10 protein-coding genes and 1 pseudogene are annotated in these 12696 nt (G+C 57.6%); 10 read left to right on the top strand and 1 reads right to left on the bottom strand.

The window, feature by feature from the left end:
* Positions 1-786: 786 nt before the first annotated feature.
* From FHW04_RS00055 to FHW04_RS00010, 10 genes are all read left to right on the top strand, one after another.
* Complete coding sequence (locus FHW04_RS00055; RefSeq protein ID WP_089561020.1) at positions 787-1383, top strand: hypothetical protein; 597 nt, start codon at positions 787-789, stop codon at positions 1381-1383.
* Between the two features lie 23 nt (positions 1384-1406).
* A complete protein-coding gene (gene tssJ, locus FHW04_RS00050) occupies positions 1407-1901 on the top strand; it encodes a type VI secretion system lipoprotein TssJ (protein WP_089561019.1) in 495 nt (164 codons plus the stop codon).
* Positions 1902-1906: 5 nt separating this feature from the next.
* The gene (tssK, locus tag FHW04_RS00045) at positions 1907-3250 is read left to right on the top strand and encodes a type VI secretion system baseplate subunit TssK (RefSeq protein WP_089561180.1); all 1344 of its coding nucleotides are present in this window, start codon (positions 1907-1909) and stop codon (positions 3248-3250) included.
* A gap of 14 nt (positions 3251-3264) precedes the next feature.
* Entirely contained in the window at positions 3265-4503 is a 1239-nt protein-coding gene (locus FHW04_RS00040; protein WP_089561018.1) for a DotU family type VI secretion system protein, read from the top strand.
* A 3-nt stretch (positions 4504-4506) separates the two neighbouring features.
* Entirely contained in the window at positions 4507-8136 is a 3630-nt protein-coding gene (gene tssM / locus FHW04_RS00035) for a type VI secretion system membrane subunit TssM (RefSeq protein ID WP_094106417.1), read from the top strand.
* Between the two features lie 14 nt (positions 8137-8150).
* Positions 8151-8867 (top strand): type VI secretion system-associated protein TagF, encoded by a 717-nt coding sequence (gene tagF, locus FHW04_RS00030; RefSeq protein ID WP_089561016.1) that lies wholly within the window; start codon positions 8151-8153, stop codon positions 8865-8867.
* A gap of 16 nt (positions 8868-8883) precedes the next feature.
* Positions 8884-9897: a type VI secretion system protein TssA gene (gene tssA, locus FHW04_RS00025; RefSeq protein ID WP_179420048.1), complete on the top strand. Its 1014-nt coding sequence runs from the start codon at positions 8884-8886 to the stop codon at positions 9895-9897.
* 79 nt (positions 9898-9976) lie between these two features.
* Entirely contained in the window at positions 9977-10510 is a 534-nt protein-coding gene (gene tssB / locus FHW04_RS00020) for a type VI secretion system contractile sheath small subunit (RefSeq protein WP_089561014.1), read from the top strand.
* Entirely contained in the window at positions 10507-12006 is a 1500-nt protein-coding gene (gene tssC / locus FHW04_RS00015) for a type VI secretion system contractile sheath large subunit (protein WP_089561013.1), read from the top strand. The genes tssB and tssC overlap by 4 nt, the downstream gene beginning before the upstream one ends.
* A 45-nt stretch (positions 12007-12051) precedes the next feature.
* Positions 12052-12312 carry a hypothetical protein gene (locus FHW04_RS00010; protein ID WP_227021871.1) on the top strand — a complete coding sequence of 87 codons (261 nt, stop codon included), beginning with the start codon at positions 12052-12054 and terminating at the stop codon, positions 12310-12312.
* Between the two features lie 285 nt (positions 12313-12597).
* On the opposite strand, the pseudogene FHW04_RS00005 reads toward FHW04_RS00010, so the two are convergent.
* A pseudogene (locus FHW04_RS00005) lies at positions 12598-12696 on the bottom strand (IS5/IS1182 family transposase); the annotation flags it as partial.

Raw genomic sequence — 12696 nt, 5'->3', positions numbered from 1 at the left:
TGTAACGCCATGTGCGTTACCACCCAACCAAAACCTCCCCGCGCACCCCTAGCTTAAGTCAAATTAGTACCACTAAAATCATGATGCCTGTTAATGATAGCGCTCTCAGAAAATCGCTAAATGTATAAAAGTATTTCACTGTTTCGTGGTGATCCAGGATAAATCTTATCTTTCAGATTAAAAGTAATACATATTTGCATTAACGTATTTAGTTAAGCTTTACTTAAGTAAAATCTTCTGCTAGCGATGCGTTGAATTTTTGTCAGTCTTCTGTAAACTTCAATCTTACTCATTACAAGCGAAGCGTTTACTCATGCGTGCGGGCAGGTTTTACCTGGCTCGTGCGGTAGCTATGAGGCTTATTTTGTTAATTAATCTATTTATAGTTTAATTAATTCATGTATTTAAGTAGTGCATGTTAACGATCGCTGTTATCTGTTAAGCACTAACAAATCTGTCAGTTCACTTCAGGGTGATGGTTTTTTAATCAGGGATGGCATAAGTAAAGCTTGGGTTTTATCCGACTCAGGATTTCCACTTAGAAAAAACGATCATGTTTCTGATCTATTATCGGCGGGTCAGTTGCCTGCCGATCTCCATCTCAGCCGCACGTGCTGTTTTTTTATACTTAATTTTAGCTGATCAGTTAAGGCGCGGGCAGGCTCTGCTTTCGCGTCATGCTCTTAAGATTTGGCTTTTACGATGGTACTAAATAACAGCCTGAAGACACGGCAACCCCCGATTCTTGCTCCTCACAACCGGCCTCTGGCCTCTTTTTAGGCATTTATGGAACAAAAGATGAAGAAAATGGTGAATCTCCGCATTGCGTTAGGCCTGATGTTTGTTTTTTCTGTCGCCGGCTGTAAGACGCCACCGAAAATGACTGATGACACTCTGGTCAGCAGCACCGTAGACGGTGTGGTTTTAAGCCACCGCTATGCGGTTCAGGCACCCGCGCAGTTCAGCCCGGTCAATGAGACTTATCGGGCGCTCTATCCCGCCTCGGTAATGACCCGACCGGATTTTAGCGGCAAGGTTGTGGAGACCCTGAAAAGCGGTGAAAGCTACACCGTGATTGGTCAGGTGGAAAACAACTGGCTGGCGCTGGGTGAATCTGCTCAGGCGTCAGCAGAACCTGAACCGGGTAACGCCAGCAGCGCCGTCAAAGATGCAGCGACCTCTGCCGCGCCGCAGGCAACCGTTCAACTGACCGGCTACGTGCCATTTCGCGCCGTGGTGAAAAGCGAGCTTTACGATCAGACGGTCAAAGCTGACCAGCCGAAACGCCGGGTGCGCAGCAGTAAGAAGAAAACCTGTGTTGCGGTAAACGGTGACAGCACCGCCTGCCAGAACAGCACAAACGGAACCTGGATCATTAACTAATCGCATTAAGCAGGGAGGGCGGGATGATGACAACAACGCAATGGCGTGGGGCGCTGATAGTTATGCTGACGTGCCTGCTGACGGCGTGCAGCAGCAGTCCGCCGCCCGTTGCCTGGTACAACCTGGACGTTCAGGCGCAGAACCAGGTTAATGGCGGCGCGCCGCTGAAAGTCCGGGTGGTATTACTGACCTCGGATGCAGAGTTTATGTCGGCTGACTTTTACTCCCTGCAAAACCAGTCCGCAACCGCGCTGGGTAATGCGCAACTCAATACGCAACAGTTCTTCCTGACCTCCGGTCAACCCCATAAAACGTTGCGGATTAAGAGTCTGCCCGAGGCGCGCTTCATCGGCATCATGGCGGAATATCAGGCGCTGGATGGCAAGGTCTGGCGACTGTCGCTGCCGGTTCCTGAAGGCAAATCCCCCTCATTCTGGGCGTTCTGGAAACGTAACGATGCCGAGCTGAATGCGCGCATTGTGGCGGGAACTAACGGCCTTCGCGTGGAAAAACAGTGATGCCTATGAACAGAGCCGAAAAGGTGGTCTGGACCGAGGGGATGTTTCTGCGTCCTCATCATTTCCAGCAGTCAGAAAATTATCTTCTCAGCACCCTGCGTGAGTGGGGCCAGTCGCAGCGCGCCTATACCTGGGGTTTTTACGATCTTGAGTTCGATGAAGCGCTGCTGCGCCAGGGGAAACTGGCGCTGAGCGCCGCCAGCGGCTGTCTGCCTGACGGCACGTTTTTTTCCTTTAGCCAGCCACAGCACGGTCCGGCCCCGCTTGATCTGCCTGCCTCCGTTGACCGCAGCAAAGTGGTGCTGGCCATTCCGGCACGCCGCAATGGCCGTGAAGCGGTGGCTTTTCAGGAGTCGCAGGATTCTCTGGCGCGTTACCTCGCCTGGGAAGCGGAAGTGGAAGATGACAATGCCCAGGCCGTGGGCAGCGCCACGGTGCAGTTCGGCAAACTGCGGCTGCGGTTGATGCTGGAACAGGATCTGACCGCCGAGTGGACCGCCATGGGCGTGGCGCAGGTGATTGAAAAACGCAGCGATAACCACATCCGGCTCGACAGCGACTACATTCCGCCGATGCTGACGCTGAACAGTAGCCGTCCGCTGCAAAACATGTTTAACGATCTGCACGGGCTGATTCAGCAACGTAGCCAGCAGCTGAGTCAGCGCGCGCCGGGCACCGGTCGTTTTAACAGTGCGGATATGGTCGATTTTATGCTGCTGGCGCTGCTGAATCGTCAGCTTGGCCTGCACACTCATCTGCAACATCTGCCGCTGCTGCATCCTGAAACGCTCTACAGCCACTGGCTGCAACTGGCGGCGGAGCTCAGTACCTGGACGCCAGCCCGCGCGCCCGATGGCCTGCCGCTCTACGATCATGACGATCTGCACAGCTGTTTTAGCCGCCTGTCACTGCTGTTGCGTCAGGGGCTGTCCCAGGTGATGGAAGAGAGTGCGATTCAGCTGCCGCTGATTCAGCGCTCGCACGGTCTTAACGTCGCGACCGTGCCGGAGAACAGTATGGTGCATGAGTTTGGCTTTGTGCTGGCGGTGAAAGCCAGCGTGCCAGCCGACACCCTCAAAACCCACTTCCCGGCGCAGATGAAAGTCGCCCCGGTCAGCAAAATCCGCGATCTGGTGCAGTTGCAATTGCCCGGTCTGGCACTTCGGGCGATGCCCGGCGCGCCGCCGCAGATCCCGTGGCATGCCGGATACAGCTATTTCGAACTCGATAAGAACAGCGAGCTATGGAAAGAGATGGAGCGCTCGGGCGCTTTTGCGCTGCATCTTGCCGGTGAGTTTCCAGGTCTGAACATGGAGTTCTGGGCCATTCGTAGTCAGTCAGAATCATAAACTGAGCACGCAGCATGATGCAGGAACAACAAAAATCACACAGCGATCTTGCGCCGGAGGCCAGCCATCAGAATGTGCTGGTCGCGGCGGCTAACCCCCTGATTAACGCCATTCCTCAGATCCGTCATTCGGTGTCACATGAAGATCCGGCGCAACTGCGTCAGCAGCTGATCGATCAGATCCGGCGCTTCGAGCTGAGCTGCCAGCAGTCAGGCCTGGGTTATGAAGTGATCATCGGTGCGCGTTACTGTCTCTGTACCGCGCTGGATGAGGCGGCGGCGCTGACGCCGTGGGGCAGCCGCGGCGTCTGGACCAGCAATGGTCTGCTGGTCACCTTTCACAATGAAACCTGGGGCGGCGAAAAGTTTTTTCAGCTGCTGGCTAAGCTGTCGCAGAACCCAAGACGCCACATTCTGATGCTGGAGTTGATCTACTTCTGCCTGCTGCTGGGGTTCGAAGGACGCTACCGGGTGCTGGACAACGGTCGCTCGCAGCTGGAGACCATCAAACAGCGCCTGTTGCAGATGATCAAAAGCGTGCGCGGCAGTTACGCAGCGGCGCTGTCTCCGCATCCCACCGATCAGCCCGTGCTGCGTAAACTGTGGCGGCCGATGATCCCGCTATGGGCCTGTGCGGCGGTGGCGGGGCTGGCGGCCTGTCTGTTCTATATCGTGCTTAACTGGCGTCTGGGCGATTACACCTCGCCAGTGCTGGCCCGCATCTATCAGACGGCGCTGCCGGAGGTGAAGATCGGCAACCCTGCGCCACCACCGCCCGCCACGCTCAACCTGCGCGCTTTCCTGAAACCGGAAATTGATGCCGGGCTGGTAGCGGTGCGTGACGAAGCGGACCGCAGCGTGGTGACGCTGAAAGGGGATGGGTTGTTTGCCTCAGCGGCCACCGAGGTGCGCGGACGTTACACCGACGTAATCCAGCGCATCGCTGCCGCCATGAACAACGTCAGCGGCCAGATTCAGGTGATTGGCTACAGCGATAACGTACCGATCCGCAGCGCGCGCTTCGCCTCCAACTTTGAGCTTTCGCTGGCGCGCGCCCGGTCGGTGCAGTCCCTGCTGCAACAGCAGCTGGCGCAGCCGTCACGGGTTAAAGCGGAAGGGCGCGGTGAAAGCAATCCGCTGGTGCCGAACAACAGCGCAGAAAATCGCGCACGTAACCGTCGTGTTGAAATTACTCTGCTGGTGGCGCCGGATGCGACGCATGCCGAACTCAACGGCCTGGCGAGAGGGAACTGATCCATGCTGAATATTCTGTTTGCGGTGCTGACCAGCCGCCTCGCGTGGGGCTTTGTCGGCATTACCGCGCTCTCTTTTATCATCTGGGTGATTGGCCCGGTGTTCTCAATCGTCGATTCGCGTCCGCTTGAGCCGGAGCAGAACCGCATTATCAGTATCGCGCTGCTCTATCTGGTGTGGGGCCTGGGCCAGGCGATTCCGCGGCTCTACAACATCTGGCTCAACCGTAAGCTGATGTCGAGCCTTGAAACCGGCAAAAGCGATGCCCCGGAAGCCAATCGTCAGCGCCTGACCAGTGAAGAGCAGGTGCTGGCAGGGCGTTTCTCCGAAGCCACTGAAATGCTGAAAAAGGCACACTTCCAGCGCCACAGCAGCCAGGGCACGCCGTTCTGGGCACAGCGCTTTGGTCGTCAGTATCTCTATCAGCTGCCGTGGTACATGATCATCGGCGCGCCCGGTGCCGGTAAAACTACCGCGCTGGTCAACTCAGGCCTGCAGTTTCCGCTGGCAGATAAGTTCGGCAAGTCGGCGCTGCGCGGCATTGGCGGCACCCGCAACTGCGATTGGTGGTTCACCAATGACGCGGTGCTGCTCGATACCGCCGGGCGCTACAGTACCCAGGAGAGTCAGCAGGAGCGAGATGCCAGCGAATGGCACCATTTTCTCGACCTGCTGCGTAAATATCGCGGACGTCAGCCGATCAACGGCGTGATCGTCACGCTGAGCGTTTCCGACCTGCTGTCGCAGTCACCTGAAGCGCTGCGCAATCAGGCGCTGGCACTACGTCAGCGGCTGATGGAACTGCACGATCGCCTCGGTATCCGTTTCCCGGTCTATGTGCTGGTCACCAAAGCGGATCTGCTCAAAGGGTTCCGCAGCTATTTTGCCTCGCTGGATAAAGTGCAGCGTGAACAAATCTGGGGATTCACCTTTCCCTGGGCGAAAGCGTCTGCCGCCGATTTCGAGCTTAACAACCAGTTCCAGCAGGAATATTCCCTGCTGCAACAACGTCTGGATGCCGGACTGGCCGATCGGCTGCTGACGGAAAGCGACGCGCAGGCGCGGGCAGAAAGCTACCTGTTCCCGCAGGAGTTTGCGGCGCTGCGGCCGTTGCTGGCGGAGGCGCTGGATACACTGTTTGCCCGCTCCGATTTTGAAACCCAGTTCGCACCCCGCGGTATCTACTTTGCCAGCGGCACTCAGGAGGGACTGCCGTTTGACCGGGTGATGGGCGAGCTGAACCGCGCGCTGAATCTGCCGGGTCAGCAGGCTGGCGAGTCAGGAAGCTGGGATAAGGTCGATAAAGAGTCGCCCATCCCGCAGAACAAAGGGCAGAGCTTTTTCCTTAAAGGGGTGCTGGAAAATGTGATCTTCCAGGAGTCCGGTCTGGCGGGCAGCAACCGCTGGTGGGAATTGCGTAACCGCGCCGGCCTGTGGTCGGGCTATCTGGCGTTGTTGCTGGTGCTGCTGGTGGCCGGGGCGCTGTGGCTCACCAGCTACAGTAAAAACAAAGCCTATCTGCAGGAGATGGCGGCTAAAGCGCCGCAGGTTGAACAACTGGGCGATCAGCTTCAGCAGCAGGTCAATGGCGATCTGTTTGCGCTGGTGCCTTATCTCAACACCCTGTTGCACCTGCCGGAAAGCGCCGACTTCTCGCTGGAAGCACCACCGCTGACGCGCCGCATGGGGCTTTATCGCGGCACTGAGGTGAGCGATGCGACCCGCGCGCTCTACGACAAGGCACTGAAACAGCTGCTGTTACCGCAGGTGGCGCAGAACATCACTCGCTGGTTACGCAATGACAACGACAGTGATGCTGACTACAGCTATGAAGCGCTGAAGGCGTATCAGATGCTCTATCAGCCAAAGCACTACGATGGCAAATTCCTGCAGGCGTGGCTGATGCTCAACCTGTCACGTGAGCTGCCGCAGAACGTCACTCAGCAGCAGGTGAAACAACTGGCGTGGCACCTGCAACAGTTGCTGGAAACGCAGATTCACTCGTCGCCGTATGCGAAGGATGAAGCGCTGGTAAAGCGCGAGCAGGCGCTGATTAATCAGATGCCGCTGTCACAGCGGGTCTATGGACGGCTGAAGCGCCTGCTGCAACGTGATGACAGCCTGCAGCCGGTGACGCTGGCTGCGCTGGGAGGTCCCCAGAGCGAGCTGGTTTTTTCCCGCAAAAGCGGTAAGTCGGTGAATGACGGTGTGGCGGGTCTCTATACGCCGGATGGCTACTGGCAGCATGTGGATAAGCAGATTGCCCCGGTGACCCAGGCGCTCTATCAGGACGATCTCTGGGTGCTGGGCGGCGCGGCGCCGCAGCAGAAGAGTGAACAGACCGATCTCGCGGTGCGCCAGCTCTACGTGCAGGACTATATCCGGCAGTGGGAGCAGTTCCTCAGCGACATTCAGCTCAATAGCAGCGCCGATCTGTCGCAACGCATCAACACCGCCCGTTTGCTGTCAGGCAACCATTCGCCGCTGCGTCAGCTGGTGATCAACCTCAGTAGTCTGCTGACGTTGAACCGGGCGCAGCCGGATGAGAAAACCGCGCAGGCGGCAAAGCCGTCGGATAACAGCGCCACCCGTACCCTTGAAGCGCTGTTTACCTCGCCCGAGGCCAGTGCTGCGCGCGGACAGGCTGCCACCCAGGCGTCACCGGAGCAGGCGGTTGCGCTGCACTTTGCGCCGGTTCTGGAGCTGGCTCAGCCGCTCCAGCAGGGCAGCAAGGTGCTGGCGGTGGATGATTTCCTGCATCAGATTGACGATCTCTATCGCTACCTCACCGCGGTGCAGGATGCGGCGAACAGCGGGATGCCGCCACCGGCCAGCGATGCCATCAGTCGTCTGCAGGCCAGTGCCGGCCGTCTGCCGGGTTCATTGCAGAACATGGTTTCCAGCATGGCGGTGGGCGCCAGCAGCGACGCACAGCGCCGCGATATGGATAACGTCCGTAAACGCATCACCATGGAAGTCGGCAGTTTCTGCCGCCAGGCGATCGCCGGTCGCTATCCGCTGGTGCGCACGGCGCGCAGTGAAGTCACGCCAGACGATCTGGCGCGGATGTTTGCACCCGGCAGCGGCATGATGGACAGCTTCTTCCGCGACAACCTGGCCAGCAAAGTCGACACCACCAACGCGGCGTGGCGTTTTACGCCGGGCATTGACGGTAAAACCCTGCCGGGAGGCGAAGCCCTGCTGCGGCCTTTCCAGCAGGCGCAGTCAATCCGCGATGCGTTCTTTGCCAACGGTGCAACCACGCCCGGTTTCCGCGTCACGCTGCGCACGGTAAAAATGGATAACGACATCCTTAACCTGACGCTGGATGTCGATGGACAGATATTGCGTTACAGCCACGGGCCGCAGGCGGTGCAGATGGTCAGCTGGCCCGGTCCCGGCGGCACCAGCCAGGTGCGGATGCAGCTGGGTCTGACCAACGGCACCACCTCCACGCTGGTCACCAGCGGCCCCTGGGCGCTCAATCGTTTCTTTGACCGCGCCCGGCTGACGGCGGCAGGCGGTCTGACCCGCGAAGCCAGTTTCAGCGTGGACGGTCATCAGGTCACGCTGTCGTTCACCCCTGGCAGCATACGTAACCCGTTCCAGCTTCCCGGCTTTAGCTGCCCCTGAAACAGGACCCGACAATGACTCATTACGCTGCCCCCTGCTGGTACGGCAAAGTGCCCAGCGCGGGTGACTTTGTGAAGCGCCGCTTCCCGGACGTGCTCTATCGCCAATGGTCCAGCTGGTTTCAGGTGGGCCTGCATCACTGGCAGAGCACGAAAGAGCATGACTCCGAGCCATCACGCACGTTTCTTAACGCACCGGTGTGGAATTTTGTGGTGCCGCCGATGCTAGGCAGTCAGCTGATTCAGATGGGCTGCCTGATTGCCGCGCGTGACAGCGTGGGCCGTAACTACCCGCTCTGCGCGCTGCGCCACTTCACGCCCGCCGAGTGGTCGCCAGCCCTGCTGGCCCGCTCCGGCGAGTGGTATCAGCAGGTCGGCAATACGCTGCTGCGGGTGGTGCAGGGCGGCGGGTCACCGGAACAGCTGGATCAGGCGCTGATCAGCATTCCTCAGCCGCAACCGCCGCAGGAGGCGGACGACTCATCAGACATTCTCAACGTCATCGGACATGGCGATACCCCTTCGACGCTGAACTGGACACTGCCGGGCGAGAACTTCGACCCGCAGTTCTACACCAGTTTCTGGTGGACTAATCAAAGCGACGGCTTCCCGCTTTATACCCAGGTCCACAGCGGTAATTTTACCGCCCAGCTCTTTTCGTTGCTGTTTGATCCGGCCGGTGGGGCAAAGCCGGGACGAAACGGACTTTATCCCCCGATGTTTGAATCCTGAGGCGACACGCATGACGATGAATACAGAGGTTTTGCTGGCTCCGGTCAGCGAGGAGAATCCCTGCGGCGATAACCTGGAGTACCACGCCGATTTTCAGGCGATGGAGCAGGCCAGCGCCGGTAAAGCGGAGCAGCAGTTTGGCAATACCATTATTCCGGCAGAACCGGCCGACTGGAACAGAGTCGAGAAGCTGGCGATAGCGCTGCTGGCGCGCAGCAAAGATTTACGGGTAATGCTGGCGCTGACCCACGCCTGGACCGAACTGAAAGGGCTGCCGGGCTATGCCCAGGGCCTGAAGCTGATTGAACAGGCGCTGCTGCTCTACTGGGAGCCACTGTGGCCCCGGCTGGAGGAGTTCGGCGAGCAGGATCCGTTCTACCGCATTAATGCGCTGGCGCTGCTGGGTGACAAAACTGATCTGAGCGGCGCGGTGCGTCAGTGCTGGCTGCTGCGCTATCCCTCTGACGGCATCACGCTGCGCGATGCGGCCGCACTGTGCGACGGCAGTAAAACCGAAGTTGCGGACTATCCTGGCGGCCTGCCGCGTCTGATCGATGAACTGGCGCGCGGCGACCAGCCCGGTATTGAGGCGCTACTGCAGATTCATGAGCGGCTTCAGACCATCTGCGAAACCGTGACCGAACGGCTGGGCGAAGCTGCGGTGCCGGAACTCACCCAGCTGCGCAGACAGATAGCGCTGATCGCCGAACGTTGCCAGGCCACCGATCTCAATGCGCTGATCCCCACAGCAGCCGTGGAACAGCCCGCCGAAGTCACCGTGTCGCCTGCACCGGCCAGCCCGCGCGCTGCCGCTGACTGGCGCACGGTGCAGATCAGTTCCCGCGCCGACGCGCAGCTGATGCTGGAGAAAGTGAAGCTCTACTTCACCCAGCATGAGCCAAGTCATCCGGCCCCGCTGATGATCGACCGGGTGCAGCGCTTAATCGAGCGTGACTTTCTGGAGATCATTCGCGAACTGGCACCCGACGGCGTACATCAGCTGGAAACCATTTTCGGACGTCGCGATTAACCAGGCGTGACGCACACACACAGCGGGACCTGCGCGCCTGCTGTGACACTTTATCCGCGCATCATGTATGGAGAAAACCATGGCAACAAGCAAATCCAGTGGGCAGAAGTTCATTGCCCGCAATCGCGCGCCTCGCGTTCAGATTGAATATGACGTGGAAATTTATGGCGCGGAACGCAAAATCCAGCTCCCGTTTGTAATGGGCGTGCTGGCGGATCTGGTGGGTAAACCGCTGGAGCCACAGCCGGGCATTGATGAACGTAAATTCCTCGAAATCGACATCGACAACTTCGATGAGCGTATGAAAGCGCTGAAGCCGCGCGCCGCGTTCCAGGTAGACAATACCCTGAATGGCGAAGGCAAGCTGAACATCGATCTGACCTTTGACAGCATGGATGACTTTTCGCCGGACGCGGTGGCCCGCAACGTCGAGCCGCTGAGCAAGCTGCTGGAAGCGCGTACCCAGCTGGCTAACCTGCTGACCTATATGGACGGCAAAAACGGCGCAGAAGAGCTGATTGGTAAGGTGCTGCAGGATCCAACACTTCTGCAGGCGCTGACCCATCTGCCAAAGCAGGATGGGGCCACTGAAGGTAAGGAGCCGCAGGCATGACGCAGACTTCACAACAACCGCAGTCGCAGAGCGCAGCCAGTTTCAGTCAGGATGAGTTCAGTGCGCTGCTGAATAAAGAGTTCCGGCCAAAAAGCGATCAGGCACGCGCGGCGGTCGAAAGCGCGGTGAAAACCCTGGCGCAGCAGGCGCTGGAGAACACCGTCACCGTTTCCAGCGATGCCTATCGCACTATTCAGGCGCTGATTGCGGAGATCGACGAAAAGCTGTCGCAGCAGGTGAACCAGATTATTCACCACCCGGAGTTTCAGTCGCTGGAAAGCGCCTGGCGCGGCCTGAGCTATCTGGTGAACAACACCGAAACTGACGAGATGCTCAAAATCCGCTTTATGAGCATCTCCAAGCAGGAGCTGGGTCGTACTCTGAAGCGTTACAAGGGGGCCGGCTGGGATCAGAGCCCGCTGTTCAAGAAAATTTATGAGCAGGAGTATGGTCAGTTCGGTGGCGAGCCGTTTGGCTGCCTGGTGGGCGACTACTACTTTGACCACAGCCCGCAGGATGTTGAGTTGCTGGGTGAGATGGCGCGTATCGGCTCAGCCGCGCACTGTCCGTTTATCACCGGCACCGCGCCCGAAGTGATGCAGATGGAGTCCTGGCAGGAGCTGGCGAATCCACGCGATCTGACCAAAATCTTCCAGAACACTGAATATGCTGCCTGGCGCAGCCTGCGTGAGTCGGAAGATGCACGCTATCTGGGCCTGGTGATGCCGCGCTTCCTGGCGCGTCTGCCTTACGGCATCCGTACTAATCCGGTCGACAGCTTTGACTTTGAAGAGCAGACCGATGGTTCCGATCACGGCAACTATACGTGGAGCAATGCAGCTTACGCGATGGCCGCCAACATCAACCGCTCCTTCAAAGAGTATGGCTGGTGCACCGCGATCCGCGGCGTGGAGTCGGGCGGGGCAGTGGAAAATCTGCCGTGCCACACCTTCCCGAGCGATGACGGCGGCGTGGATATGAAGTGCCCGACCGAAATCGCCATCAGCGATCGTCGTGAAGCCGAACTGGCGAAAAATGGCTTTATGCCGCTGGTACATCGCAAAAACTCTGACTTCGCTGCCTTTATTGGTGCGCAGTCACTGCAGAAGCCGATGGAGTACCACGACGCCGATGCCACCGCCAATGCCCGTCTGGCCGCGCGTCTGCCATACCTGTTCGCCTGCTGCCGTTTTGCGCACTACCTGAAGTGCATCGTGCGCGACAAGATCGGCTCCTTCCGTGAGCGTGATGAAATGGAACGCTGGCTGAACGACTGGGTGATGAACTATGTCGATGGCGATCCGGCTAACTCCTCGCAGGAGACCAAGTCACGCAAGCCGCTGGCGGCTGCCGAGGTGAATGTGGAAGAGCAGGAGGATAATCCTGGCTATTACGCCGCGAAATTCTTCCTGCGTCCGCACTATCAGCTGGAAGGGCTGACGGTTTCTCTGCGTCTGGTCTCTAAGCTGCCGTCGCTGAAAAATGACAATGCGTAAGGGCTGATTTGCAGGGTTATCAGGCGCGAAAGGGTTTTGCGCCTGATGGCTGATAGAAAGGTTGCTGAGGTAAAAGTCAGGGAGGATGACAGGATGCTTAAAAAGTCAGCTCTGCACCTGCTGCATTATCTTCTGGTATTTATTTCTTCTCTTATTTTAATAACCTGTGCAGGTTATTACCTTTTCTTCTTTGACTGGAATATTCCTGTTATGGGGAAAGTGACTAACGGTGTCCTGATTATTGTTTCATGCACTGTGTCGTTAGGTTTTTTCTGGGCGGCTGAAAAAATAAGAGAAATTTATTGAGTGTTTCTCTTCTTCTCTGTCTCCTTAACACCTGTTCAAAATCCCGACTTTCGTCATGAGAGTTTTATAGATAAATTGCCCGGCCCGGTGCCCGGCAACGCAGTATCTGAAATATCGTTTATGACGATATTTCAGAAGCAAGGCAAAGGTAAAATATGGACTGTTTTATTCAGCCCCATGCTTTTCTTTTTGCCATATCCTTGCTTTTTTGAAAGCAATAATCTCAACCAGGCTTTGTTGAATAAATAAGATTTCTTGCGAACGACCCTGTAGCTGGCTGGATTTTCAGGCAATACGCACGCTTTCTGGCATCCCAGCCTTTGTCATCCTGTTCAACGCACGCACCATGGCCATAGCTTCCGCTACCTGACCATCGTAGTCACG

It is taken from the genome of Pantoea sp. AN62 (genome assembly GCF_050432985.1).
GTDB lineage: Bacteria > Pseudomonadota > Gammaproteobacteria > Enterobacterales > Enterobacteriaceae > Pantoea > Pantoea brenneri.
This window is presented reverse-complemented; position numbering and strand designations above follow the sequence as displayed.

Excerpts from the sequence above, each read along its gene's own strand:
- FHW04_RS00055 (WP_089561020.1), top strand. The coding sequence starts at position 787 with ATGGAACAAAAGATGAAGAAAATGGTGAATCTCCGCATTGCGTTAGGC.
- tssJ (WP_089561019.1), top strand. The coding sequence starts at position 1,407 with ATGATGACAACAACGCAATGGCGTGGGGCGCTGATAGTTATGCTGACG.
- tssK (WP_089561180.1), top strand. The coding sequence starts at position 1,907 with ATGAACAGAGCCGAAAAGGTGGTCTGGACCGAGGGGATGTTTCTGCGT.
- FHW04_RS00040 (WP_089561018.1), top strand. The coding sequence starts at position 3,265 with ATGATGCAGGAACAACAAAAATCACACAGCGATCTTGCGCCGGAGGCC.
- tssM (WP_094106417.1), top strand. The coding sequence starts at position 4,507 with ATGCTGAATATTCTGTTTGCGGTGCTGACCAGCCGCCTCGCGTGGGGC.
- tagF (WP_089561016.1), top strand. The coding sequence starts at position 8,151 with ATGACTCATTACGCTGCCCCCTGCTGGTACGGCAAAGTGCCCAGCGCG.
- tssA (WP_179420048.1), top strand. The coding sequence starts at position 8,884 with ATGAATACAGAGGTTTTGCTGGCTCCGGTCAGCGAGGAGAATCCCTGC.
- tssB (WP_089561014.1), top strand. The coding sequence starts at position 9,977 with ATGGCAACAAGCAAATCCAGTGGGCAGAAGTTCATTGCCCGCAATCGC.
- tssC (WP_089561013.1), top strand. The coding sequence starts at position 10,507 with ATGACGCAGACTTCACAACAACCGCAGTCGCAGAGCGCAGCCAGTTTC.
- FHW04_RS00010 (WP_227021871.1), top strand. The coding sequence starts at position 12,052 with ATGGCTGATAGAAAGGTTGCTGAGGTAAAAGTCAGGGAGGATGACAGG.